This is a genomic window from Embleya sp. NPDC056575 (assembly GCF_042793325.1).
Lineage (GTDB): Bacteria > Actinomycetota > Actinomycetes > Streptomycetales > Streptomycetaceae > Embleya.
Map to the genome: position 1 here is coordinate 47,823 of NZ_JBHTVA010000059.1, position 24,608 is coordinate 72,430.

Here is a 24,608-nt window from a genome sequence, read left to right on the forward strand (position 1 = left end):
CATGCACATCCTGCCTGCGTTGGGTCGCGCGAAGGGCACCCGTGCGCGGTGGCGACTACAAGGCCCACGCCCAAGGCGGCGGCGATGCCGGCCCGATCGGTGGTTGTGGCAGCCGTGCGTGGCACACCCTGGGGCACGTACAGGGTTGGGTGGCCGGCATGTGCGGGCCGCCGCCGCGGTCTGAGCCCGTACAGGTGAGGCGGTTCCCGAACGGGACTTTCCCGGCCCGCAGCGGAAGTGCCGGCGTCTCGGCCACTTGCCGGATCACCGTTCGGTTCGGGCGTTCCGGGCGCTGTGAGGCGTGGCTCTACCGGTGTCCAGGCACGCGGAGCCGTGAGGACTGTCGGAGTCGTCGTGTCGAATGGCCGAGGGACGTATCGCCTGGCAGTTTCGAAGGAGACAACATGGCCGTGTTCGACGACTTCGGTCGTCCGCTCGTCGCCGGCTTCAGCGTCGAAGCAACGCCGGGACATGCGGAGCCTCACCACTACGACGTGGTGCTCGCTTCGGCGGGCGGTGGCAAGGGCGTGCCTCGGAACCGGGACTACACGCAGGCGCTCGAGATACTGCTTCGCCGACTCGGCGGCCTACACGGCCGACTGCTCGATGCTGCGGTGGACAGCAGGAACACCGCGCTCAAGAAACTTCCTTTGGAAGAGCGGCGTGTGCTCTCGCCGGCCTGGCGTGCCGTCGACCTGTACACCGTCAAGGACTTCAGGGGACTGCGTCTGTCGCTGACGGGTCCGCAGAAGAAGATCGGAGCGAAGCCGGGTGCGAAAGGGGGCAACGAGCGCCGACGTCTCCGACTCACTGTGAACGTCCCGGCTGCCGGGGACGCCGAACGGCTCGAGCAGATGCTCATCCGGCCGGAGACCGTCGAGATCTCGAATACCCACGAAGTCGAGGTCGACACAGGCGTCGGAGCCACCGATGTTCCCGACCCCGCACCGTACCGATCGGGGGCACCCGATGCCCAGGGGCGTAAGTCGGCTCGAGGGCAGGGTCGTTCGTCGGACAGTGCGGCCAATCGAGCCGTCGAGATGCGGGCGATGCGGTTGGCCGAAGCTCACTATCGCGCCGAGGGCTGGGACGTGAGCGTAGTCGCGAACACCAGCAGTTGGGATCTTACGTGCCACAAGGACGGCGTCGAAAAACACGTTGAAGTCAAGGGCATGACCGGCTCCCCGGAAGGTGTCCATCTGACCGCCAACGAAGTCCGGCACGCGCTCTCCTACCCGAACCCCGCTCTCTTCGTCGTTCACGGGATCGTTGTGGACCGCTCCGGCGACGATGTCACCGCCGATGGTGGCACCGAACTGTGGTGGGACCCCTGGGTCATCGCTCTCGAGCGAGCCACCGCGACTCAGTACCACTACAGTCTCGACGGCCCTGCCTAGGACCCTGGTTCAAATCGACCGTGTCGTGTGGGGCCGAGAGGTCCCGGATCACGAAAGTGGTCCGGGGCTTCTGGGCGTTCGGTGGGTTTTTGGGCTCGGGGTGGGTGTGGGGTCCTTGAAGTATTGACAAGGGTGATGGGGCAGGACAGGCTCCTGAGCACGTTGTGAGAGCGCTCTCACGGCGTGGGCCCGGCCGTGTCGATGGTGTCGGGCCGCCATGGACGACCGCACCGCCGCAGTTTTCGTACCGCCGCACGACGTACCTCGCTCATCGCCGTCCCGGATGCACGGTCATCAGGAGGTCTTTCCCTGCGCACGCGCTACGTTCGTGGTCGAGGCAGAGCCCTGTCCGCTCTGTGTACCGCGCTGTTGGTCGGATCCGTTCTCGCCGGGTGCGGGGGTGACGGGGGGTCCGGCTCGGGGGACGGCAAAGTCACCCTGAACGTCGGGCTGTTCGGCACGTTCGGCTTCGAGGAGGCCGGGTTGTACGCCGAGTATCAGCAGACGCACCCGGGCGTCAGGATCGTCCAGCACGACACCGAGAAGGAGGAGGACTACTGGCGTACGGTGCAGACCCGGCTCGCCGGTGGGGGCGGGATCGACGACATCCAGGGCATCGAGGTCGGGCGGATCGCCGACGTCGTGCGGAACCAGGCCGACAAGTGGGTGGATCTGAACTCGCTGGGCCTCGCGGGTGGCAATGCCGAGTACCTGCCGTGGAAGAGCAAGGCGGCGACCACCGCCGACGGGAAGGTGCTGGGAGTCGGGACGGACATCGGGCCGATGGCGATCTGCTATCGCAGTGACCTGTTTCGGGCGGCCGGACTGCCCACCGATCGCGAGGAGTTGGCGCGGCGCTGGTCGACGTGGGAGGGATACGTCGAACTGGGGCGGCAGTTCCAGGCGAACGCGCCGAAGAAGACGCATTACCTGGACAGTGTGACCGGGTTGTACAACGCGATCATCGGGCAGCAGCAGGAGTCCTACTACGACGCGGCCGGCAAGCCGATCTACGACACCAATCCGACCGTGAAGCACGCGTGGGACCTGGCTGCGCAGGCCGCCGACGGGAAACTGTCGGCCGCTTTGCAGCAGTTCCAGAGCGATTGGAACCAGGCGTTCTCGGCCGACGGCTTCGCCTCGCTCTCGTGCCCGGCGTGGATGATCGGGTACATCAAGACCCAGGCCGGTGACGCGGGCAAGGGCAAGTGGGACGTCGCCGCGGGGCCCGGTGGGACTGGGAACTGGGGCGGCTCGTACCTCGCCGTCCCCAAGGGCGGCAAGCACCACAAGGAAGCGGCCGAACTGGTCGCCTGGCTGACCGCGCCCGAGCAGCAGGCGAAGATGTTCCGGAAGCAGGGGAACTTCCCGTCCAAGGCCGTGGCGATCGAAAGCGTCAAGGCGACGATGGATCCCTACTTCAACAACGCGCCCATCGGTGCGATCTTCAGCGCGGCGGCGGAGCGGATGCCCGTGCAGGTCACCGGGGTTCGGCACAACGACATCAAGGACAACATCACCACCGCGCTGACGTCCGTGGAGGCACAGGGGGTCAAACCGGACGACGCGTGGAAGCGGGCACGCGACGCGGTCAGAAACGCCCTCGCAAGCTGACGACGGCGGCAGCGCCCGGCGACGTGCGCGCGGCGGGGCCGGGAACGAAGGCCCGCACCGAGCGGCGACCGCCCCCCGTCCCGAGCCGGTGGCCCACCCCGGCACCCGAGCCGGCGTCCGACTCCCCGGCACCGAGCCGGGCGGGTCGACCGACACGGCGAGCCGGCGGTCGATCCCGCCCGGAGCGCGATGGCCGACCGCCGTGCCCGGCCGGTGGCGGGTCGGTACCGAGCCAGGATGCGACATCCTCCGCGTCGCATCGGGGCCGCTCCCGCGTCGAGCGGGCCGGCCGGTCCCGACGCCGGGGCCGATGGCCGACTTCTGCGCCGATCCGGCGGTCGCCCCCCACGCCGAGCCAGGGGAGCGCCCCCGTCGAGTCGGTGGCCGTATCCGTGTCGAGCGGGTGGTCGGTCTCCGGGCTGGGTCTGGGGGTGCCCATGTCGGGTTGGTGGCCCGGCTCCGTGTCGAGCGGGTTGTCGACCTCTGCGCTGGGTGGGTGGACGAGTTCCGTACTGAGCCAGGAGGTGTCCACGGTGAGTCGGTGGCCGGTCCTTGTGCCGAGTGGGTGGTCGGCTCCCGCGCCGGGACGCCGTCGCCCCCCGCGTCGCGTCGGGGCGCGGTTCCCGTGTCGAGCGGGTGGCCGGGTCCCGGTGTCGAGGCAAGTGGCTTACCTTCGCGCCGAGTTGGGGGGCGGTCCCGCGCTGGGCCAGAGGGCGCCACCGTGCTGAGTTGGTGCCGGTTCCCGTGTCGAGCGGGTGGCTGACCGCAGGGTCCGGCTGCGGTGGTCGACTCTCGCGCTGAGGTGGGTGGTTGGTTCCGCGTCGGGTCGCGGGGCGCTCGCGAGTGTGCGCCGAGTCGGAGCTGCTGCGAGGTCCGCTTTCTTCGGTGGCCCGGCCGCTCCTCCTCGGTCGGGCCACTCAGCCCCACGCCTCTTCCCGACATCCGCCCGCCCCGACGTCCGTCTCGCTTGCCCGCTTGCACGCCTGGCCGGCGATCGCCCGCCCCACGCCCGTTCCGGTGATCGTTCGCCTCCACGCCCGTCCCCGACAGCCCCCCACCCCCGACCGCCCACCCACCTCACCCTGTCCGGAGTGATTTCGATGGCGGCTTCGCCACCTTCCGCTTCTGCGACTCGATTCCCGCGTTGGCCGGGGTCCCGATTTCGGTCCGGCTCGCGTTCTCGGGCGGGCACCGTCTTCCCGACGTCCCGTCAGGTTTGGCGGCGGCGGGTCGATGCCGCGTCCCCGTATGGCTTCGTCGCGCCCTTCTTCGTGCTCTTCGTCGCCTTCGGGCTGTTCCCGCTGCTCTACACCGGCTACATCTCGCTGCACCGCGTCCGGTTGCAGAACCCGGATGAGATGACCTGGCTGGGGTTGGAGAACTACACCAACCTCTGGCACGACCCCTTCTTCTGGAAAGCGCTGCGCAACACCTTCACCATCGGCGTGATCTCGACCGTGCCGCAGTTGTGCATGGCGCTCGGCCTGGCGCATCTGCTCAACCGTCGGTTGCGGGGGCGGACCTTCTTCCGGGTCGCGATCCTGATGCCCTACGCGACGTCCGTCGCCGCCGCGACGCTGGTGTTCGGTGGTTTGTTCGGGCGGGACTACGGCATGGTCAACTGGTTCCTCGGCCTGTTCGGCGTCGACAACGTCGACTGGTACAACGGCACCTGGACCTCGCAGATCGCCATCTCCACCATCGTCACCTGGCGCTGGGTCGGCTACAACGCGCTGATCTATCTCGCCGCGATGCAGGCCATTCCGCACGATCGTTACGAGGCCGCCGCGCTCGACGGGGCCAAGTCCTGGCACCAGTTCCGGCACGTGACCATCCCCGGACTGCGGCCCACGATCGTGTTCACCGTCGTGGTCTCGACGATCGGCGCGATGCAGATCTTCGCCGAGCCGCTGCTGCTCCAGGGCGGCCCGATCGGCGTGCGCGGCGGGGCCTCGCATCAGTACCAGACCATCGGGCTCTACATGTACGAGACCGGGTGGAGCAACTACGCGCTCGGCAAGGCGTCCGCGATCGCGTGGACCACGTTCCTGATCATTCTTCTCGTCATCGGGGCCAACGCGCTTGTCGCCGGGCGCCGTTCGCGTCGCGAAATCCGGGAGGGCCGCTGACATGGCCGGTACAACGGTTGCCCCGCCGCGAGAGCGCCCCCGGCGCTCCGCGCGCGTGCGTCGGTCCAGGCGCTCGCGTCAACTCCACGGCGGTCCGCTCGTATACCTGATCCTGGGCTTCGCGACCCTGCTCTCGATCTTCCCCTTCTACTGGTCGATCGTCGCCGCCACCCGCGCCAACGCGGACATCAACCACGTGCCGCCGCCCTTCACGCCCGGCGGCAACCTGTTCGCCAACTTCGACAAGGCCCTCGACGAGGCCGACATCGTTCAGGCGTTGATCAATTCGACGATCGTGTCGGTCACCGTCGCCGCCGGCACCGTGCTGTGTTCGACACTGGCCGGATTCGCCTTCGCCAAGCTGCGGTTCCGGGGGCGCGGCGCGCTGCTCGGGATCACCGTCGCCACGATGATGATCCCGCCGCAACTCGGGCTGATCCCGCTGTTCATGATCATGGCGAAGTTGCAGTGGGTGAACCAGTTGCAGGCCGTCGTACTGCCCACGCTGGTCACCGCGTTCGGCGTGTTCTTCATGCGGCAGTACCTGATGGAGGCGCTGCCCGACGAACTGATCGAGGCCGGTCGGGTGGACGGCGCGTCCTACGCGCGGATCTTCTGGTCGATCGTCGTACCGATCGCCCGCCCGGCGATGGCGGTCCTGGGCCTGCTCACCTTCATGACCACGTGGAACGACTTCTTCTGGCCGATCATCGCGCTGTCGTCGAGCAATCCGACCGTGCAGGTCGCGATCAACTCCCTCGGCGGGGGATACGTGCACGACCAATCGATCATCCTCGCCGGGACGTTGCTGGGCACGCTGCCCGTCCTGGTGGTCTTCGGCCTGCTCGGCAGGCAGATCGTCGGCGGAATCATGCAGGGCGCGGTCAAGGGCTGAACACACGCCGTCGAGCCGGCCAACCCACCTCCCACGTAAGGAAATCCGATCATGACCGACCACGCCCCGAGCACCGACCACGCCCCGACCTCGTCGACCCGGCTCGCCGACCGCTTCCCGCCCGGATTCGTCTGGGGCGCCGCCACCGCCGCCTATCAGATCGAGGGGGCCGCGGCAGAGGACGGACGGGCGCCGTCGATCTGGGACACCTTCAGCCACGTCCCGGGCCGGGTGCACGCCGGCGACACCGGCGACGTGGCCACCGACCACTATCACCGCTATCGCGAGGACGTCGCCCTGATGGCCGAACTCGGTCTGGGCGCCTACCGGTTCTCCATCGCCTGGGCGCGGGTGTGGCCCACCGGGAGCGGTCCGGTCAACGTGGCCGGGCTGGACTTCTACGATCGGCTCGTGGACGAACTCCTCGCGCACGGCGTGGATCCGTACGCGACGCTGTACCACTGGGACCTGCCCCAGGCGCTCCAGGACGCGGGCGGATGGGGCGCGCGCGACACCTCGGCCCGATTCGCCGACTACGCGCGGCTGGTGGCGGCGCGGCTCGGCGACCGCGTGCGCGACTGGACCACGCTCAACGAGCCCTGGTGCTCCGCGTTCCTGGGCCACGGGTCCGGTGTACACGCGCCGGGGGCGACCGACCAGGAGTTGTCCCTGCGTGCGAACCACCATCTGCTGCTCGCCCACGGGCTCGGCGTCGCGGCGTTGCGGGCCGAACTGCCGGCCGGGCACCGCATCGCGATCACCCTCAATCCGGCGGCGGTGCGTCCCCTCTCGGACCGGCCGGCGGACCTGGACGCGGTGCGTCGGGTGGACGGCCTGGCCAACCGGATCCACCTCGACCCGCTGCTGCGTGGCGAGTATCCGGCGGACGTGCTCCGCGACACCGCCTCGGTGACCGACTGGGCGTTCGTCCGTGACGGCGATCTCGCCGAGATCGCCCGGCCGATCGACGTGCTCGGGGTGAACTACTACACGCCGCTCCTGGTGGGCGGTGCGGAGGACGGCGGCACCGAGACGTCCCGGGCCGCCGCGCCCCGGGACGACGGGCACGGCGCGAGCGTGTACTCCCCGTGGCCCGCGTGTGCGGACGTGCGCTTCGCGCAGGTTCCGGGGGAGCGCACCGCGATGGGCTGGGGGGGTCGACCCGAGCGGCTTGTACGACGTGCTGAGCCGGTTGCGGGCCGAGGCGCCGGGGCTGCCGCTGATGGTGACCGAGAACGGCGCGGCCTACGAGGACCGGATGGACCCGGCCGGCACGATCGAGGACGTCGAACGCACGGCCTACATCGCGGCGCACGTCGCGGCGGTGGGCCGGGCCGTCGACGACGGGGTGGACGTCCGGGGCTACTTCGTGTGGTCCTTGTTGGACAATTTCGAGTGGGCGTACGGCTACGCCAAACGATTCGGCATCGTGCACGTGGACTTCGCGACCGGTCGGCGTACGCCCAAGCACAGCGCACGCTGGTACGCGGCGTCGATCGCCGGCGATCGGGTGCCCGAAGCCGAGCCGGCCTCGGACGGATTGGGGAGCATTGACCAGGACTGACGGTCGGAGCAAGGCCGCCTCGGCGGCCGAACCGCCGACCCTGGAGACGGTGGCGGCGGTGGCCGGGGTGTCCCGCGCCACCGTCTCCCGGGTGATCAACAGCTCACCCAAGGTCAGCCCGCGGGTGCGCGAGGTGGTCGAGGCGGCGATCGCGCGGACCGGCTACGTCCCCAACCGCGCGGCCCGCACGCTGGTCACCCGGCGCACCGACTCGGTGGCGCTGGTCGTCCAGGAGCCGGAGACCCGGCTCTTCGGTGATCCGTACCTGTCGGCGATCGTGCGTTCCGTGGGCGCCGAACTGGCCGACACCGACAACCAGCTCGTGCTGATGATGGTGCGCACGGCCGCGCAGCAGGACCGGCTGGAGCGGTATCTGCGCGGCGGCCACGTGGACGGGGCGCTGCTGGTGTCGTTGCACGGCGACGACTCGCTGGCGGGTCGGCTGCACAAGGCGGGCATGCCCGTGGTGGTGGGCGGGCGACCGCTCGGTCCGGGCGCCGACTTCGTCTACGTGGACGCGGACAACGTGGGCGGTGCGCGCGCCGCGGTGGAGCACCTGAGCGCGCGCGGACGACGGCGGATCGCCACGATCGCCGGCCCACAGGACATGTGTGCGGGCGTGGACCGACTGCGCGGCTATCTGGACGCGGTACCCGGGCCGGCGCTGGTCGCGCACGCGGACTTCGGTCGGGCCGGCGGGGCCGCCGCGATGCGCACGCTGTTGGCCCAGGCGCCGGACCTGGACGCGGTGTTCGCGGCGTCCGACCTGATGGCGGTCGGCGCGATGGCGGCGTTGGCGGCGGCGGGTCGGCGCGTGCCCGAGGACGTCGCGGTGGTCGGCTTCGACGACGCGGATGTCGCGGGGTGGGCCGAGCCCGCGCTCACGACGGTGCGGCAACAGGTCGCGGAGCAGGGCCGGTTGATGACGCGGTTGCTGCTGGAACGGATCGGCGGCGGCGGCCCGGGGACATCCGCGGTGTTGGGCACGACGCTGGTCGAGCGGCGTTCGTCGTGACGCCCTCGGGCCGTGACGTCGTGACGGTGCCCCGCCCCGACCGCCCAAAGCGCGCCCATGTCGGGAAGTCGACATGGTGAGGACCCGAATTTCGGTGCGAACCGAGGGTCGAGATCGGTGTTTTTCCGGCCGTATCACGTCCCGTGAGCGTCGGTGACCCGGACCCGATGTTCCACCGGATGGGCGATCGCGCGATGATCTCCCGGTGACCGATACCCGTCCCCCGATCCGCTGCGCGTGGTCGGGGGTACTCCAGTGACCGGCGCCGGGACCGGGCTGCTGTTCTCGCCCTGGCTGTGGCTGGTGATGCCACTGATCGTCTCCATCGACGCCGTAGTGCCCATCGTGCCCGGCGACGAACTCGTGATGGCCGCCGCGGCGGTCGCCGACGGCGACGTGCGCTATCTGGCCCTGGTCCTGCTGACCGCCGCGGTCGGTGCCTTCGTCGGGGACCAATGCGCCTACGCGGTCGGCCGCGCACGGCTTCGCCGCGGGGGCGACGCCGTACTCGGACCGCGCCGGCAAAAGGCGATGGACCTGGCCCGCAACGCGCTCGCCAAGGGCGGCATGTCGGCGCTGATCGCGGCCCGATTCCTGCCCGGCGGGCGGACCGCGGTGAACATGCTCGCCGGCCGACTCGGCTACCCGCCACCGCAGTTCCGCGCGGCCACCCTGGTCGGCGCGATCATCTCGGTGTCGTACGCGATGACGGTCGGCACGCTGGCCGGCCACATCGTCGAGGACAGCCCGCTCCTGGTCGCCCTCGGCGGCATGGCGCTGGGCGCCTCCGTCCCGCTGATCGTCGGCGTGCCGGCACGTGTCGTGCGCGAGGCCCGCCGCCGACGCCACACCGGCGAGGCGACCGCCGAGGCGTGACACGATCCGACACGTGTGGGGTACGGGACGCACATCCCGTACCCCACACGCGTGTCGGGCGGGCGGACCGGCCGGGCGTACACCGCGGCTCGCCCCACCCGCCCCGTGCCTAACCCGCCCCGCGCTCCGTCAACATCGAGCGCATCAGGTCGATCTCCGAGCTCTGCCCGACGACCATCGTGTTCGCCAGATCCTTCACCTGCTGGACCTGCGCGCGCGCCTGGCCCTCGCGGGCCATCGCCACACCCGCCTCGTGGTGCGCGATCATCAGCTGGAGGAACATCACCTCGGCGTCCTTGCCGTGCAACGTCGCCAGCTTGTCCAACTGCGCCTGCGTGGCCATCCCCGGCATCAGCTGGGTGTCCGCACCGGCGGCCGGCGTGCCGTGCCCGGAGTGGCCCGGCATCGAACCCGGCGTCATCCACTGCATGACCGGCCGGGTCGAGCCGAGCGTCAGGCCCCACATCTGGAGCCAGGACGCCATCCGGCCGATCTGCTCCTGCTGGGTCAGCGCGATGTCGTACGCGAGCTTGCGCGTCGCGTCGTCCTGGGTCAGATCGCGGATCATCATCCCCATCTGCACGGCCTGCGCGTGGTGCGTGCGCATGTCGCGCGCGAACCCCGCCTCCACCGAGTCGTCCGCCGGCGGATTCGGCACCGCCGCCGGCGCCGGACCCAGCGCGCGCGTGGGCGCGGGCGGGGCGGCCGGCTTGCCGGAGTCGTCCGAGGAACAGGCGGCCAGGACCGGAACGGCCAGCAGCCCCGTCGCGATCATCGTCGCGACACGTGCGCGCGGCCTCACGAGGTCGGCTTCCCGACCCCGCCCGTGCACGGCGAACCGGGCTCCGGAGTCTGCTTGCCTTCCTTGTACTCCTTGATGAACTGGTCCAGGCGCGGGTCGCTCGCGTTGTCCAGCTTCAGCTGCAGGCCCCACGCCGAGGCGACGATCGGCTTGTCGATGCCGTCGTAGGGGCTCAGCATCAGGTACGTCTTGCCCTTGACCTTGGACTTCAGCATTTCCAGCTGGTCCGCGGGCAGGTTGTTCTGGTACGTGATCCAGACCGTGCCGTGCTCCAGCGAGTGCACGCCGTTGCGGTTGGGGATCGGCGCGTCGTAGATCCCGCAGTTCTGCCACACCGGGTCGTGCTCGCCGCCCACCGGCGGAACCTGCCGGTAGGTGACCTCCTTGGGCTTGGAGATGTGCCCCTGCGCCGCGGTGTAGGTGCTCACCCCGGCTATGTCGCTCTTCTCGTTGGGGTTGGGCCGCACGTCGGCGATGACGTTGTTCGCACTCGACTTCTTGTCGTCGTCGCTCGACGACATGACCACGGCGGTCAACCCCGCCACCAGGGCGAGGACCGCGATGCCGGACGCGCCGAAGATGATCGCCGAACGACGCTTGGCGGCCTTGCGCTCCGCCTCGCGCTGCGCGGCCACCCGCTCACGCGTCGCAGCCATCCTGGCGGATCGCTGTGCCTTGCTCTGCTTCTTCGAGGTGTTGGGGGACTGTTGCCCCATGGCTCCGCCTTATTCCGATTCCGGGATACGTCTGTGGACCGTGCGAGGGTGTGCCGCGCGGATCACGTACGACTGACGCAGAGCACCGTCAGATCGGGGGCGTCCTTGGCGGGCGTGGGTGCGAGCGCGATGCCGACGGCGTCCGGATCGGCCAACCACGGCGGCAACATCGAGTACCGCGCGGGCGCGACCACCGGCGGCAGCGGCGGGACGGTGGCCGGCACACACGCGTGCGAGCGATCCCCGCAGCGTCCCGAACCGTCGCCCTTGTCGTCCGGACCGCCCGCGTCCCGCTGCTCGTGCGCCGAGTGATGAAAGGGACACACCGTCGGAATGGTCGCGGTCGACGGCAGTGACTCGGCGTGGACGGGGAACGCGCTGCCCAGGAGCGCGGCGCACGCCAGCACAGCCCCGGCCAACAGCCGGATGACCGGCCGCAGCGGGACTGCCAGCGAGGCCATCCGTTGCGTCACGGGCCCTATTCTCACCCGAAGGAGTGACCCTGTGGGAAGTCGGGGCGCGATCTTTCGTCGTCGGAACGGCGACGTGACGGCGACACGACCGCGCAGGTGCCTCCGCCGACACCTCCGCCGCGGCGCCCCCGCGCCGGGCCCGCGCCCGCCGGGCGTGGGGAAACCGAGGCAAGGTTCCCGCTCCCGGCTCGATAGCATCGGTGTGCGAGCGAGCGCATCGGCGTACCAGCGAGCCGAGCCGCGCCGCGCGACATCCGCCAACCACACGTCAGGAGACGAACGGTGTCCGAAGCCCGAGTGACCATCAGCCGCGACCCGGACCGGGACGAGCGGGTGGTGACCACGGGCACGACGGCCGCCGAGCTCTTCGACGGCGACCGCTCGGTGGTCGCCGCGCGCGTGGCCGGCCGACTGGTCGACCTGGCCTACGTCCTGGCCGACGGCGACGAGGTCGAGCCCGTCCTGATCGGCTCCGACGACGGCCTGAACATCCTGCGCCACTCCGCCGCGCACGTGCTGGCGCAGGCCGTACAGGAGCTGTTCCCCGAGGCCAAGCTCGGCATCGGCCCGCCGATCAAGGACGGCTTCTACTACGACTTCGACGTCGAGACCCCCTTCCACCCCGACGACCTCAAGCGCATCGAGAAGAAGATGCAGGAGATCGTCAAGCAGGGGCAGCGCTTCGCCCGCCGGGTCACCACCGACGAGGACGCGCGCGCGGAGCTTGCCGACGAGCCGTACAAGCTGGAGCTGATCGGCCTCAAGGGCTCCGCCGCGGAGGCCGCCGAGGGCGCGTCCGCCGAGGTCGGCGCGGGCGAGCTGACCATCTACGACAACCTGGACGCGAAGACCGGCGAGCTGTGCTGGAAGGACCTCTGCCGAGGCCCGCACCTGCCCACCACCCGGCTGATCCCCGCGTTCAAGCTGATGCGCTCCGCCGCCGCCTACTGGCGCGGCAGCGAGAAGAACAAGCAGCTCCAGCGCATCTACGGCACCGCGTGGCCGAGCAAGGACGAGCTCAAGGCCTACACGACCTTCCTCGAGGAGGCCGAGAAGCGCGACCACCGCAAGCTCGGCGCCGAGCTGGACCTGTTCTCCATCCCCGAGGAGATCGGCTCCGGCCTGGCCGTCTTCCACCCCAAGGGCGGCATCATCCGCCGCACGATGGAGGACTACTCGCGGCGCCGGCACGAGGAGGCGGGCTACCAGTTCGTCTACACGCCGCACGCCACCAAGGGCAAGCTGTTCGAGGTCTCCGGCCACCTGGACTGGTACGCCGACGGCATGTACCCGCCCATGGAGCTGGACGAGGGGCAGAACTACTACCTCAAGCCGATGAACTGCCCCATGCACAACCTGATCTACCGGGCCCGGGGCCGGTCCTACCGCGAGTTCCCGCTGCGCCTGTTCGAGTTCGGCACCGTCTACCGCTACGAGAAGTCGGGCGTGGTGCACGGGCTGACCCGCGCGCGCGGCTTCACCCAGGACGACGCGCACATCTACTGCACGCGCGACCAGATGGCGGGCGAGCTGGACTCGCTGCTGACGTTCGTGCTCAACCTGCTGCGCGACTACGGCCTCGACGACTTCTACCTGGAGCTGTCCACCAGGAACCCGGAGAAGTCGATCGGCACCGAGGAGAACTGGACCGAGGCCACCGAGACGCTGCGCCAGGCCGCGCAGAAGCAGGGCCTGGAACTGGTCGACGACCCGGGCGGCGCCGCGTTCTACGGGCCGAAGATCTCGGTCCAGGCCAAGGACGCGATCGGGCGGACCTGGCAGATGTCGACCATCCAGGTTGACTTCAACCTGCCCGAGCGCTTCGACCTGGAGTACACCGCCGCCGACGGCACCCGGCAGCAGCCGGTGATGATCCACCGTGCGCTGTTCGGCTCGATCGAGCGATTCTTCGCGGTCCTGCTCGAGCACTACGCGGGCAAGATGCCGCCGTGGCTCGCGCCGGTCCAGGTGGTCGGCATCCCGATCACCGAGGAGCACGTGCCGTATCTGGAGGAGGTCGCGACCAAGCTCCGGGCGCAGGGCATCCGGGTCGAGATCGACGACTCCGCGGACCGCATGCAGAAGAAGATCCGCAACGCCAACAAGGACAAGATCCCGTACATGCTGCTCGCGGGCGACGAGGACGTCCAGGCCGGCGCGGTGAGCTTCCGCTACCGCAACGGCGAGCAGAACAACGGCGTCCCGGTCGACGCCGCGGTGGCCGAGATCGTCAAGGCCGTCCAGGACCGCGTCCAGGTCTGACGCGATGTCGTCGGCGGCGGGCCGGCGATCGCGCGACAGTGCGATCACCGGCCCCCGGTCGGCCCGTCACCGGGTCGTGGTCGGCGTGTGTCCACGGCATATGCTTCCTGGCATGACGAGCGAGCCCGAGATCCAGGACGGGGTTGGGGGGCCGGATGCCTTCGCCCGGCTGTGGACTCCCCATCGGATGGCGTACATCAAGGGTGAGAACAAGCCGTCGGGTCCGACGCCCGACGACGGGTGCCCGTTCTGCCGGATTCCCTCGCTGAGCGATGTCGACGGGCTCGTCGTCGCGCGGGGTGAGCAGGTCTACGCGGTGTTGAACCTGTACCCGTACAACGGCGGCCACCTGATGGTGGTGCCCTACCGGCACGTCGCCGACTACACCGACCTCGACGACGCCGAGACGATAGAGCTCGCTCGGTTCACCAAGCTGGCGATGAGCACGCTGCGCAAGGTCTCCGGGGCGCAGGGCTTCAACATCGGGATGAACCAGGGCCACGTCGCCGGGGCCGGCATCGCCGCGCACCTGCACCAGCACCTGGTTCCCCGGTGGGGCGGGGACACGAACTTCATGCCCGTGGTCGGGCACACCAAGGTGCTGCCGCAACTGCTCGCGGACACGCGCGAGATGTTGGCCACCGCCTGGCCGGTCGACTGACCCGTCCACCCGCAGGATCCGAGCGGTTGTCAGTGGTTGTCAGCGGTTGTTGAGGAGAAGAACTTTGAGCGCACGACCGGTTCTCGTGTACGACGGCGACTGTGGTTTCTGCACCATGTCGGTGGAGTTCGCGCAAAAGCACATTCCGTTCGACGCCGACGTGGTGGCCTGGCAGTTCGCCGAACTGGAGGAGTTGGGCGTCGAGCAGCACCGCGCCGAGCACGAGGTGTTGTGGGTGACCCCCGTGGGCACCGTGTACGGCGGCCACCACGCGGTGGCCAAGCTGCTGATGAACGCGGGCGGCCCGTGGGCCCTGGCCGGCGCGGCGCTGCGGGTGCAGCCGGTCAGCATCGCGGCGCACGGGGTGTACCGGCTGGTGGCCGACAACCGCGACCGCATGCCCGGCGGGACGCCCGCGTGTGCGATGCCGGCCCGCCTGCGGCCGGACACCGTCAACGCTGCGGGGTGACCCGCCGGGCGGCCCTCGCGGTGGCCGCGTGTTCGATCGCCGCGTATCTGTTGCTCGGCACGTTCGGGTCCGCCGACATGTGGTGGCTGGGCGATCTGAAGGTCTATCGCCAAGGCGGCTCGGAGGTGCTGGCCGGCGACGGCGAGCTGTACACGATCCGGCCCGGCCGCTTGCCGTTCACCTACACGCCGTGGGCCGGGCTGACGTTCACCCCGCTGGCGTGGTTGCCGTGGGGCGCGGTCGAGGTGATCGGCGTAGTGGGCAACCTCGTGCTGCTCGTGGCGGCGACGTGGCTCGCGTGGGGGATCGTCGGGTCGCGCGGGGACCGGGTGAAGGCGACCGCGCTGACCGCCGCCGCGCTGCTGTGGACCGAGCCGGTCCAGGAGAACCTGCGCTTCGGCCAGATCAACCTGCTGCTGCTCGTCCTGGTGCTGTCCGACTTCGCGCGGGCGCGCGGGGCCCGGTTCGCCGGGGTGGGGGTGGGCCTGGCGGCCGGGCTCAAGCTGACGCCGGCGATCTTCATCCCGTATCTGCTGCTGACCGGCCGGGTTCGTGAGGGGCTGACCGCGCTGGGCGTGTTCGTCGCCACCTTCGCGGCGGCGTTCGCGGTACTGCCCCGGGAGTGCGCGGACTACTGGGGCGGCCTGTTCCTGGACGACACCCGGATCGGACTGGCCCAGTTCCCCGGCAATCAGTCCGTGCACGGCGCGGTGACCCGGCAGTTCGGCGCCCAGGCGCCCCCCGGATGGTTGTGGCCGCTGCTCGCGCTGTCCGTCGCGGCGGTCGGGATGACGCTCGCGGTGCGGGCGGCCCGGCGCGGGGCGACGCTCACGGGGGTGGGCCTGTGCGCGCTGACCGCGCTGCTGGTGTCGCCGATCTCCTGGACCCATCACTGGGCGTGGGCGCTGCCGCTGGTCGTGGTGCTGATCGCCCGGGTCCGGCGCACCCGGACCCCGGCCGCCACGCTCGCACTGGTCGCGGTGCTCGCCGTGGCAGCGGCCTATCCGATGCACCGGGCCCGGGTCTCCGGGGTGCTGCCGAGCGGGATCGTGTGGACGGTGCCGTTCGGTGACGGTGGGGAGCTGAACCTGCACGGGTGGCAGCTGCTCGTGGGCAACGCGTATGTGCTGGTCGGCCTGGCCGTGCTGGTCGCCGGCGTCTGGTCGCTCGCCGCGGAACGCCGACGAATCACCTGTTCGACCGGTTTGGCGCCGGTTGCCGAGCCCGACCCGGATCCGACTTCGTAGACTCGTCGTACTTTCGGCTGATCCGTCCCCGCCCGCTCCGGCTCGTGGTCACGGGTCGTACGGCGAGGCGGGCGCGATGCGGGCGAGAGCGCGGTGCATGGTCGGGACGTCTGCCGACGCGCGTTCGAACGATGATCGGACGATGCCTAGACTGGGCCGAACGAGTAACGGCCCGGTTGCCACGAAGGCGACGGGGGGCCCGGGGGCGGAGACGGCGAACGTGGCGAACAGGAAGCCCCGGCTCGGGCGTTCGCTCGGCAGGGCGCGCTCCCTCGGCATCGCCGTGATCGGCATACTGCTCGCCGCCGGCATCGTCGTCTTCGTCGGCGGCGCGGCCCCACCCCCGCCCACCACCCGACCGCTGCTCCTCGGCGGCGTCATATCCGGCCCCGAGGGCCCGATCGCGCTGCCCACCGACGCGCCGCCCGCCGCGCCCACCGAGGCCGAGCGCGCCTGGCTCGCCCGGGGCACCGTCCCCGGGGCGACGCCGCGCGACCGCGAGATGGCCGAGCGCGCGCTGCTCGACATGCGCGTCCTGACCCAGCCGGACGGGTCGGTCGCCGCCGCCTGGTACGGCATCTGGAAGTACGTCTGGCCGCGCGACGCCGCGTGGGTCGCGGCGGCCTACACCGCCACCGGGCACAGCGGCGAAGCGCTCGGCGTACTGCGCCGGCTGGCCACGCTGCAACGCCCCGACGGCACCTGGGAGGCGCGCTATCGGCTGGACGGCGGCCCCGTCGGGGACAAGCGCGCCGCCCAGTTGGACGGCAACGGCTGGGTGCCGTGGGCGGTCTGGTTCTGGTACGTCCACCAGGACCCGAAGGCCCCCGAGACGACCGCCGCGCTCGCCGAGCTGTGGCCCATGGTGCGCGCGGCCGGCGACGCGGTGACCGGGCGGCTGCGGCCGAACGGGTTGCCCCCACGCGGCCCGGACTACTGGGAGACCCGGACCGACCAGGTCACCCTGGGCACCGCCGCGCCGCTGTCGGCCGGGTTGCGGGCGGCCGTCGACCTGGCCCGCCGGACCGACCCGGTCGCGGCCGAACGCTGGGCCGGGCCCGCGCAACGGCTCGACCGCGCGATCCGGGACACCTTCGGCCGGCACGACTACCCGCGCACGGCCTCGGCCAAGGGCGGCGCGGACACGGCGGTGACGTGGCTGGGCCCGCCGTTCGCGCCGGCCGACGCCGAGGTCGCGAGCGCGGTTCGCGGTGCCGCCGAACGGCTGACCCTGCCCAACGGGGGCATCCTGCCGGGCGAGCACTGGGCCGGCGACCCGACGGCGGCGTGGACCCCGGAGACCGCGTCGTTCGCGCTGTTCAGCGCGGCGAGCGGGGACCGGGCCGGCGCACGGCTGCGGCTCGACTGGCTGGCCGACCACCGCACCGCGGCCGGCTCCCTTCCCGAGAAGGTCTCCGCCGACGGCAAACCCGCCTCGGTGGCCCCCCTGGCCTGGACGTCGGCCGGCGTACTGCTGACCCTGACCGCCCTGGACCGCCCGCTGCCGATCCCCTGACGGGAGCGGCGGCGCGGCGCGACACCGGGGCAGCGCGGCGACCCGACCGGCCGGCCCGTCGTACCGGCCGGTCGTGCCGCGCGCGGTGTCAGGACTCCGTGTCCTCCGTGACCTTCGCGGCCAACTGCGGCGGCATCGGGTCGTGGCGGCAGTAGGTGCGGGCGAACTGGCCCGTGCCGTGGCTGATCGAGCGCAGGTCGATCGCGTAGCGGCTGATCTCGATCTCCGGGACCTCGGCCCGGATCAGGGTGCGGCCCGAGCCGACGGGCTCGGTGCCCACGACTCGGCCGCGGCGCGAGCTGAGGTCGCTGAGCACGCCGCCCACGTACTCGTCCGAGACGGTGACCCGCACCTCGGAGACCGGCTCGAGCAGGTGGATCCGGGTGCTCGCGGCGGCCTCGCGCAGCGCGAGCGCGCCCGCCATCTGGAAGGCCATGTCGGAGGAGTCCACCGAGTGCGCCTTGCCGTCGGTCAGCGTCACCCGCAGGTCCACCATCGGATAGCCGGCCGCGACGCCCTTGTCCATCTGCGCGCGCACGCCCTTCTCCACCGACGGGATGAAGTTGCGCGGCACCGAGCCGCCGAAGACCTTGTCCACGAACTCGAACCCGCTCCCGCCCGGCAGCGGCTCCACGTCGATCTCGCAGATCGCGAACTGCCCGTGCCCGCCGGACTGTTTCACGTGTCGACCGCGCCCGCTCGCCTTCTCCGCGAACGTCTCGCGCAGCGACACCCGATGCGCCACCGCGTCCACCGCGACCCCGTAACGGCTGCGCAGCCGGTCGAGCAGCACCTCGACGTGCGCCTCGCCCATGCACCACAGGACCAGCTGGTGGGTGTCGGTGTTGTGCTCCAGGCGCAGCGTCGGGTCCTCGGCTACCAGGCGGGCCAGCGACTGGGAGAGCTTGTCCTCGTCGGCCTTGCTGTGCGCGCGGATGGCGACCGGCAGCAGCGGGTCGGGCATCATCCACGGCTCCATCAGCAGCGGATCGTCCTTGTCCGAGATGGTGTCGCCGGTCTCGGCCCGGGTCAGCTTGGCGATCGCGACGATGTCGCCGGCGATGCCCCGGTTCAGCGAGCGCTGCTGCTTGCCCAGCGGGACGGACATGGCGCCGATGCGCTCGTCCAGATCGTGGTCCTCGTGGCCGCGATCGGCCATTCCGTGTCCGGACACGTGCACCGTCATGTCCGGGCGCAGCGTGCCGGAGAAGACCCGGACCAGCGAGATGCGGCCCACGTACGGGTCGGAGGTGGTCTTGATCACCTCGGCCGCCAGCGGGCCCTCCGGGTCGCAGGTCAGCGGGTCGCGCGGCTTGCCGTCGGGCGTGGTGACCGGCAGGACCTCGTGCTCGGGCGGCGCGGGACAGGCCCGGACGATGCCCTCCAGAAGTTCGATGGTGCCCAGCCCGTCCGGCGCGACCGCGAGCACCGGGTAGAACGAGCCGCGGGCGACCGCCGTCTCCAGGTCGCCGATCAGCGTGTCCACGTCGATCCGCTCGCCGGAGAGGTAGCGGTCCATCAGGGACTCGTCCTCGCTCTCCGCGATGATGCCCTCGATCAACCGGTTGCGGGCGTCCTCGATCAGCGGCAGGTGTTCGGGATCGGGGTCCAGGCTCTGCCGGGTGCCGGAGGAGTAGTCGTAGACGCGCTGGGTGAGCAGGCCCATCAGACCGGCCACACTCTCGTCCTCGCCGTGCAGCGGCAGGTAGAGCGGCAGCACCGTGTCCGAGTCGGGGTCGCCGAACACGCGCTGGCAGATCAGCACCATCTCGTCGAAGTCGGCGCGGGCCTGGTCGAGTTTGGTGATCACGATCGCGCGCGGCATGCCGATCGAGGCGCACTCGTCCCAGATCATCCGGGTCGAGCCGTCCACGCCGTCGGCGGCCGAGACCACGAACAGCGCCGCGTCCGCGGCGCGCAGGCCCGCCCGCAGGTCGCCGACGAAGTCCGCGTAGCCCGGGGTGTCGAGCAGGTTGATCTTGACGCCCTCGTACTCGACGGGGCACAGCGACAACGCCACCGACCGGTGCTGGCGGTGTTCGATGTCCTCGTAGTCCGAGACGGTCGTCCCGTCCTCGACGCGACCGGCCCGGGGAATCGTCCCGGTCGCCACGAGCAGGGACTCCACCAATGTCGTCTTGCCCGCGCCCGTGTGGCCCACCAGCACCACGTTGCGTACCGCGTTCGGGCTCTCGGGTGCGGTTACCCTGCCGACGGTTCCGGCGCTAGCTCCGGATTTATCCGCCATGTGCCACCTCCTGGTTGTCCATCTGGTGCGGTCGTCGCAGACGTCCCGGACGCGCAGGTGCAAAGTCGGTCGTCGGTACGCCAACGTCCGCAAATCGATTCCTGAACGGCAGCATTGCCCCGACGCCGGACCGAGTACAAGTGTCCTCGCCGTACGCGCCCTTCTCCAACGCGGCACGCCCGGGTGCGGCACGCCCGGACGACGGGGGGCTCGGGACGTGCGACCGCGTCAGTACGATGGGCGCACCAGGCGGGTCGAGTCCATCGGATCCCCCGCCGCCCCGGCAATCCTTCGGGAAGGCGATGCTCAACAAATACGCTCGTGCCTTCTTCACGCGTGTGCTCACCCCGTTCGCGAGTTTCCTGCTGCGCCACAACGTGAGTCCGGACACCGTGACGCTGATCGGCACCCTCGGGGTGGTCGTCGCGGCGCTGGTGTTCTTCCCGATCGGCTGGTTCCTCACCGGCACGCTCGTCATCACCGCGTTCATCTTCTCCGACCTGGTCGACGGCAACATGGCGCGCCAGTTGGGGCGCTCGACCAAGTGGGGGGCGTTCCTGGACTCCACGCTCGACCGGGTCGCCGACGCCGCGATCTTCGGCGCGCTGGCGATCTGGTTCGCGGGCGACGGCGACAACCTGCGGATGTCGATCCTGGCCATCGTCTGCCTCGGCTCCGGCCAGGTGGTGTCGTACTGCAAGGCCCGCGCCGAGAGCCTGGGCCTGGCGTGCGACGTGTCCGGGTTGATCGAGCGGGCCGAACGGCTGGTCATCTCGCTGGTGGCGACCGGCCTCGACGGGCTCGGCGTGCCGTACATCCAGGAGGCGGCGCTCTGGTTCATCGCCGTGGGCAGCGTGATCACCGTCTTCCAGCGGATGATCGCGGTGCATCGTTCGGCGTCCGCGATCGACAACGCGCTGCCCGGAGGTGACAAGGCATGACCGAGGTCGGGCAGCGACTGGCCGACACGGGGTACGCCCTGGGCTGGTCCGTGGTCAAGCGGCTGCCCGAACCGGTCGCCACCGCGCTCTTTCGGCGGATCGCCGACGTCGCGTGGCGCAGGCGCGGCGGCGGGGTGCGACAACTCGAGGCCAACCTGCGCCGCGTGCTCGGGCCCGACGCCACACCCGAGCGCGTTCGCGAGGTCTCGCGCGAGGGCATGCGGTCCTACCTGCGCTACTACCAGGAGGCGTTCCGCCTGCCGGTGTGGGACCAGGAGACGGTGCTGTCCCGCATGGAGTGCGACGTCACGCTGCTGGACAAGTGCAGCGCGCGCGGCAAGGGCGTCATCTTCGCGCTCCCGCACATGGGCAACTGGGACCACGCCGGCGCCTGGATCACGCTCAAGGGCTATCCGTTCACCACCGTCGCCGAGCGGCTGCGGCCGGAGTCGCTCTACCAGCGCTTCGTGGCCTATCGCGAGTCGCTGGGCATGGAGGTGCTGCCGCTGACCGGCGGCGAGGGCAACACGTTCGGCACGCTGGCGCGGCGGCTGCGCGAGGGCCGGTTGTTGTGCCTGCTGTCCGACCGCGACCTGACCGCCGCCGGGGTGCCGGTGACGTTCTTCGGCGAGCCGACCCGGATGGCGGCGGGGCCCGCCGCGCTGGCCGTCCAGACCGGCGCGGCGCTGATCCCGGTCACCCTCCCGTGGGACGGCGAGGTCATCCGCGGCACGCTGCACCCGGAGATCGAGGTGCCGACCGAGGGCACCCGCCGGGAGAAGATCGCGGTGATGACGCAGCAGGTGGCCGACGCCTACGCGCGCGCGATCGCGCGCGACCCGCAGGACTGGCACATGCTCCAGCCGCTGTGGCTCGCCGACCTGGACCGGCGCCGGCTCGCCCGGATCGAGGGGGCCAAGTGAGGATCGGCGTCGTCTGCCCCTACTCGTGGGACGTGCCGGGCGGTGTCCAGTACCACGTGCGGGACCTGGCGGCGAACCTGATCGCCCGCGGCCACGAGGTCTCGGTCCTGGCGCCGGCCGACGACGAGACCCCGCTGCCGGACTACGTGGTGCCGGCCGGGCGGGCCGTGCCGGTGCGCTACAACGGCTCGGTGGCCCGGCTCAACTTCGGGTTCCTGTCCGCCGCGCGGGTGCGGCGGTGGATCCACGACGGGCACTTCGACGTGCTGCACATCCACGAACCGGCCACCCCCAGCCTGTCGTTGCTCGCGTGCTGGGCGGCGTCCGGGCCGGTGGTGGCCACGTTCCACACCTCCAACGCCCGCTCGCGCGCGATGATCGCGGCCTACCCGATCCTGCAACCCGCGCTGGAGAAGATCAGCGCGCGGATCGCGGTCAGCGAGTACGCGCGCCGCACACTGGTCGAACACCTGGGCGGCGACGCGGTGGTGATCCCGAACGGGGTCGATGTCGGCTTCTTCGCCGACGCGCCCGTCGAGCCCGCGTGGCAGGGCACGCCCGAGGCGCCCACCATCGGCTTCATCGGGCGAATCGACGAGTCGCGCAAGGGACTTCCCACCCTGATCGAGGCGTTCCCGAGGATCGTCGAGGCGTTTCCCGGCGTGCGGCTGCTGGTCGCCGGACGCGGCGACGCGGAGGAGGCCGTGGAGGATCTCCCGGAGGCGCTGCGCGGGCAGGTCACGTTCCTCGGCATGGTCAGCGACCTGGACAAGGCGCGACTGTTGCGCAGCGTCGATGTGTACGTGGCACCGAATACCGGTGGCGAGAGCTTCGGGATCATCCTGGTCGAGGCGATGTCGGCGGCGGCGCCGGTGCTGGCGAGCGACCTGGACGCGTTTCGCCAGGTGCTGGACGGCGGGCGGGCGGGGGAGTTGTTCGCGGTGGAGGACGCCGGGGCGCTCGCGGCCGCCGCGGTGGGCCTGTTGCGGGATCCGGCGCGGCGGGAGGAGTTGCGCGAGATCGGGCGCAAGCACGTGCGGCGCTACGACTGGGAGACCGTCGGCACGGACATCCTCGGCGTCTACGAAACCGTCACCGCCGGAGCACCCGCCGCCTAGCGCCGCGCGGGCGAAGGCCCCGGCGGCGCGTACTAGGGTCGCCGGGTGATGACTGTCATCTGGATCCTGATCGCCGTGCTCGCGGTCGGGGTGTACCTGAGCTGGACCGCCGGGCGGCTCGATCGGCTGCACGCGCGAGTGGACTCGAGTCGGGCGGCGCTGGACGCGCAGTTGTTGCGGCGCTCGGCCGTGGCGCAGGAGATCGCCACCTCGGGGCTTTTGGATCCGGCGTCCTCGCTCGTGCTGGCCGGCGCCGCGCACGAGGCGCGCAACGCCGCCGAGGAGGAGCGTGAGGTCGCGGAGAGCGATCTGACCCGGGCGCTGCGGTTCCTGTTCGAGGACCCGGCCCAGGCGGACGACCTCCGGTCCCGACCCGGCGGCGAGGAACTGGTCGCGGAACTGCAGACCGCGGTGCGCCGTGTGCCGATGGCGCGGCGATTCCACAACGACGCGGTGCGCGGCGCGCGGGCGGTGCGCCGGCACCGATTGGTGCGCTACCTGCGGCTGGCCGGCCACGCCCCCTACCCCGTCACCTTCGAGATGGACGACGAGGAACCCCGCACGTTGCAGCCCGGTGGGTCCTGACAGGAGCCACGCGCAGGCCACCATGGACAGATTGGCCCGGGTAATTCGCCGGGGTGGCATGACATTAGGATCCACATCACCCGTACGATGGAGCCAACCGTCGTCGATCGCATCTGTGTGAGGTCATCCGTGTCCACCACCCCCGCAACCCCCCAGACCGGCACCGACCTGGTCAAGCGCGGCATGGCCGAGCAGCTCAAGGGCGGCGTGATCATGGACGTCGTCAACGCCGAGCAGGCGAAGATCGCCGAGGACGCGGGCGCGGTCGCCGTCATGGCGCTCGAGCGTGTGCCGGCCGACATCCGCAAGGACGGCGGCGTCGCGCGCATGTCCGACCCCGACATGATCGACGGCATCATCGGCGCCGTGTCCATCCCCGTGATGGCCAAGGCCCGCATCGGCCACTTCGCCGAGGCCCAGGTGCTCCAGTCGCTCGGCGTGGACTACATCGACGAGTCCGAGGTGCTCACCCCGGCCGACGAGTCGAACCACATCAACAAGTGGCGCTTCACCACCCCCTTCGTGTGTGGCGCCACCAACCTCGGCGAGGCGCTGCGCCGGATCACCGAGGGCGCGGCGATGATCCGCTCCAAGGGCGAGGCCGGCACCGGCAACGTGGTCGAGGCCACCCGCCACATGCGCACCATCCTCAAGGACATCAAGGCACTCTCGGTCCTCGACGAGGACGAGCTGTTCGTCGCCGCGAAGAACCTCCAGGCGCCGTACGCGCTGGTCAAGGAGGTCGCCGAGGCCGGCAAGCTGCCGGTGGTGCTGTTCACCGCGGGCGGCATCGCCACCCCCGCCGACGCGTCGATGATGATGCAGCTCGGCGCCGAGGGCGTGTTCGTCGGCTCCGGCATCTTCAAGTCGGGCGACCCGGCCAAGCGCGCCAAGGCGATCGTGGACGCGACCCTGCACTTCGACGACCCGGACGTGATCGCCAAGGTCTCGCGCGGTCTGGGCGAGGCGATGGTCGGCATCAACATCGACACCCTCCCCGCCGAGCAGCGCTACGCCGGCCGCGGCTGGTAGTCCCGCGCCACTTCGCACATGCCGTGGGCCGGGGGCCCCCCCCCCCCCCCCCCCGGGCCCCCGCGGGACCAACCAACCCCCCCCGGTGTGGGGTGCACCCCACCCCAACAACGGGGGCGCGCCCC

Annotated in this window: 20 protein-coding genes and 1 pseudogene; 17 read left to right on the plus strand and 4 right to left on the minus strand. The window is 70.9% G+C overall.

The genetic code is table 11. The features are described 5' to 3' along the window. The first annotated feature begins 404 nt into the window (after positions 1-404). The 7 genes and pseudogenes from ACFRCG_RS35790 to ACFRCG_RS35820 all read left to right on the plus strand — a co-directional run bounded on the left by ACFRCG_RS35790 (position 405) and on the right by ACFRCG_RS35820 (position 9,490). Positions 405-1,397, plus strand: a complete 993-nt coding sequence (locus ACFRCG_RS35790) for a protein NO VEIN domain-containing protein (RefSeq protein ID WP_380039323.1) — start codon at positions 405-407, stop codon at positions 1,395-1,397. A gap of 369 nt (positions 1,398-1,766) precedes the next feature. After that, positions 1,767-3,011 (plus strand): extracellular solute-binding protein, encoded by a 1,245-nt coding sequence (locus tag ACFRCG_RS35795; RefSeq protein WP_380039325.1) that lies wholly within the window; start codon positions 1,767-1,769, stop codon positions 3,009-3,011. A 1,100-nt stretch (positions 3,012-4,111) separates the two neighbouring features. Further along, positions 4,112-5,140 carry a carbohydrate ABC transporter permease gene (locus tag ACFRCG_RS35800; protein ID WP_380039327.1) on the plus strand — a complete coding sequence of 343 codons (1,029 nt, stop codon included), beginning with the start codon at positions 4,112-4,114 and terminating at the stop codon, positions 5,138-5,140. A gap of 1 nt (position 5,141) precedes the next feature. Continuing rightward, positions 5,142-6,035 (plus strand): carbohydrate ABC transporter permease, encoded by an 894-nt coding sequence (locus ACFRCG_RS35805; protein WP_380039329.1) that lies wholly within the window; start codon positions 5,142-5,144, stop codon positions 6,033-6,035. Between the two features lie 51 nt (positions 6,036-6,086). Continuing rightward, positions 6,087-7,599, plus strand: a pseudogene (locus ACFRCG_RS35810) (glycoside hydrolase family 1 protein). Continuing rightward, complete coding sequence (locus ACFRCG_RS35815; protein WP_380039331.1) at positions 7,586-8,614, plus strand: LacI family DNA-binding transcriptional regulator; 1,029 nt, start codon at positions 7,586-7,588, stop codon at positions 8,612-8,614. The pseudogene ACFRCG_RS35810 and the gene ACFRCG_RS35815 overlap by 14 nt, the downstream one beginning before the upstream one ends. A gap of 255 nt (positions 8,615-8,869) precedes the next feature. Further along, positions 8,870-9,490: a DedA family protein gene (locus ACFRCG_RS35820; RefSeq protein ID WP_380039333.1), complete on the plus strand. Its 621-nt coding sequence runs from the start codon at positions 8,870-8,872 to the stop codon at positions 9,488-9,490. Positions 9,491-9,599: 109 nt separating this feature from the next. On the opposite strand, the gene ACFRCG_RS35825 is transcribed toward ACFRCG_RS35820, so the two are convergent. The 3 genes from ACFRCG_RS35825 to ACFRCG_RS35835 all read right to left on the minus strand — a co-directional run bounded on the left by ACFRCG_RS35825 (position 9,600) and on the right by ACFRCG_RS35835 (position 11,481). Then, entirely contained in the window at positions 9,600-10,265 is a 666-nt protein-coding gene (locus ACFRCG_RS35825) for a DUF305 domain-containing protein (RefSeq protein WP_380039335.1), read from the minus strand. A 23-nt stretch (positions 10,266-10,288) separates the two neighbouring features. Continuing rightward, entirely contained in the window at positions 10,289-11,008 is a 720-nt protein-coding gene (locus ACFRCG_RS35830) for a DUF3105 domain-containing protein (protein WP_380039337.1), read from the minus strand. 62 nt (positions 11,009-11,070) lie between these two features. Next, positions 11,071-11,481, minus strand: a complete 411-nt coding sequence (locus tag ACFRCG_RS35835) for a hypothetical protein (RefSeq protein WP_380039340.1) — start codon at positions 11,479-11,481, stop codon at positions 11,071-11,073. A gap of 282 nt (positions 11,482-11,763) precedes the next feature. Here ACFRCG_RS35835 and thrS point away from each other — a divergent pair, with 282 nt between their 5' ends. The 5 genes from thrS to ACFRCG_RS35860 all read left to right on the plus strand — a co-directional run bounded on the left by thrS (position 11,764) and on the right by ACFRCG_RS35860 (position 17,636). Next, positions 11,764-13,743 carry a threonine--tRNA ligase gene (thrS, locus tag ACFRCG_RS35840; protein WP_380039342.1) on the plus strand — a complete coding sequence of 660 codons (1,980 nt, stop codon included), beginning with the start codon at positions 11,764-11,766 and terminating at the stop codon, positions 13,741-13,743. 100 nt (positions 13,744-13,843) lie between these two features. Next, a complete protein-coding gene (locus tag ACFRCG_RS35845; RefSeq protein ID WP_380010319.1) occupies positions 13,844-14,404 on the plus strand; it encodes an HIT family protein in 561 nt (186 codons plus the stop codon). A 64-nt stretch (positions 14,405-14,468) separates the two neighbouring features. After that, a complete protein-coding gene (locus ACFRCG_RS35850) occupies positions 14,469-14,873 on the plus strand; it encodes a thiol-disulfide oxidoreductase DCC family protein (RefSeq protein ID WP_380039344.1) in 405 nt (134 codons plus the stop codon). Then, entirely contained in the window at positions 14,870-16,120 is a 1,251-nt protein-coding gene (locus ACFRCG_RS35855) for a glycosyltransferase 87 family protein (protein WP_380039346.1), read from the plus strand. Before ACFRCG_RS35850 ends, ACFRCG_RS35855 begins: the two co-directional genes overlap by 4 nt. 220 nt (positions 16,121-16,340) lie before the next feature. Next, the gene (locus tag ACFRCG_RS35860; protein ID WP_380039348.1) at positions 16,341-17,636 is read left to right on the plus strand and encodes a hypothetical protein; all 1,296 of its coding nucleotides are present in this window, start codon (positions 16,341-16,343) and stop codon (positions 17,634-17,636) included. Between the two features lie 88 nt (positions 17,637-17,724). Here the strand turns inward: ACFRCG_RS35860 and ACFRCG_RS35865 are convergent, their stop codons facing one another. Beyond that, a complete protein-coding gene (locus tag ACFRCG_RS35865; RefSeq protein ID WP_380039350.1) occupies positions 17,725-19,884 on the minus strand; it encodes an elongation factor G-like protein EF-G2 in 2,160 nt (719 codons plus the stop codon). A gap of 236 nt (positions 19,885-20,120) precedes the next feature. On the opposite strand from ACFRCG_RS35865, the gene pgsA reads away from it, so the two are divergent. From pgsA to pdxS, 5 genes are all read left to right on the plus strand, one after another. Further along, positions 20,121-20,825 (plus strand): phosphatidylinositol phosphate synthase, encoded by a 705-nt coding sequence (pgsA, locus tag ACFRCG_RS35870; RefSeq protein WP_380010304.1) that lies wholly within the window; start codon positions 20,121-20,123, stop codon positions 20,823-20,825. After that, positions 20,822-21,748 carry a phosphatidylinositol mannoside acyltransferase gene (locus tag ACFRCG_RS35875; RefSeq protein ID WP_380039352.1) on the plus strand — a complete coding sequence of 309 codons (927 nt, stop codon included), beginning with the start codon at positions 20,822-20,824 and terminating at the stop codon, positions 21,746-21,748. The genes pgsA and ACFRCG_RS35875 overlap by 4 nt, the downstream gene beginning before the upstream one ends. Continuing rightward, positions 21,745-22,866, plus strand: coding sequence for a glycosyltransferase family 4 protein (locus tag ACFRCG_RS35880; protein ID WP_380039354.1), 1,122 nt, complete (start codon positions 21,745-21,747; stop codon positions 22,864-22,866). Before ACFRCG_RS35875 ends, ACFRCG_RS35880 begins: the two co-directional genes overlap by 4 nt. A 48-nt stretch (positions 22,867-22,914) precedes the next feature. Beyond that, positions 22,915-23,451 (plus strand): hypothetical protein, encoded by a 537-nt coding sequence (locus ACFRCG_RS35885; protein WP_380039362.1) that lies wholly within the window; start codon positions 22,915-22,917, stop codon positions 23,449-23,451. 87 nt (positions 23,452-23,538) lie between these two features. Further along, the gene (gene pdxS / locus ACFRCG_RS35890; protein ID WP_078974445.1) at positions 23,539-24,483 is read left to right on the plus strand and encodes a pyridoxal 5'-phosphate synthase lyase subunit PdxS; all 945 of its coding nucleotides are present in this window, start codon (positions 23,539-23,541) and stop codon (positions 24,481-24,483) included. Positions 24,484-24,608 lie beyond the last annotated feature (125 nt).

Excerpts from the sequence above, each read along its gene's own strand:
- ACFRCG_RS35885 (WP_380039362.1), top strand. The coding sequence starts at position 22,915 with ATGACTGTCATCTGGATCCTGATCGCCGTGCTCGCGGTCGGGGTGTAC.
- ACFRCG_RS35800 (WP_380039327.1), top strand. The coding sequence starts at position 4,112 with ATGGCGGCTTCGCCACCTTCCGCTTCTGCGACTCGATTCCCGCGTTGG.
- ACFRCG_RS35790 (WP_380039323.1), top strand. The coding sequence starts at position 405 with ATGGCCGTGTTCGACGACTTCGGTCGTCCGCTCGTCGCCGGCTTCAGC.
- pgsA (WP_380010304.1), top strand. The coding sequence starts at position 20,121 with ATGGGCGCACCAGGCGGGTCGAGTCCATCGGATCCCCCGCCGCCCCGG.
- pdxS (WP_078974445.1), top strand. The coding sequence starts at position 23,539 with ATGGAGCCAACCGTCGTCGATCGCATCTGTGTGAGGTCATCCGTGTCC.
- ACFRCG_RS35825 (WP_380039335.1), bottom strand. The coding sequence starts at position 10,265 with ATGATCGCGACGGGGCTGCTGGCCGTTCCGGTCCTGGCCGCCTGTTCC.
- ACFRCG_RS35865 (WP_380039350.1), bottom strand. The coding sequence starts at position 19,884 with ATGGCGGATAAATCCGGAGCTAGCGCCGGAACCGTCGGCAGGGTAACC.
- ACFRCG_RS35875 (WP_380039352.1), top strand. The coding sequence starts at position 20,822 with ATGACCGAGGTCGGGCAGCGACTGGCCGACACGGGGTACGCCCTGGGC.
- ACFRCG_RS35845 (WP_380010319.1), top strand. The coding sequence starts at position 13,844 with ATGCTTCCTGGCATGACGAGCGAGCCCGAGATCCAGGACGGGGTTGGG.
- ACFRCG_RS35830 (WP_380039337.1), bottom strand. The coding sequence starts at position 11,008 with ATGGGGCAACAGTCCCCCAACACCTCGAAGAAGCAGAGCAAGGCACAG.
- ACFRCG_RS35805 (WP_380039329.1), top strand. The coding sequence starts at position 5,142 with ATGGCCGGTACAACGGTTGCCCCGCCGCGAGAGCGCCCCCGGCGCTCC.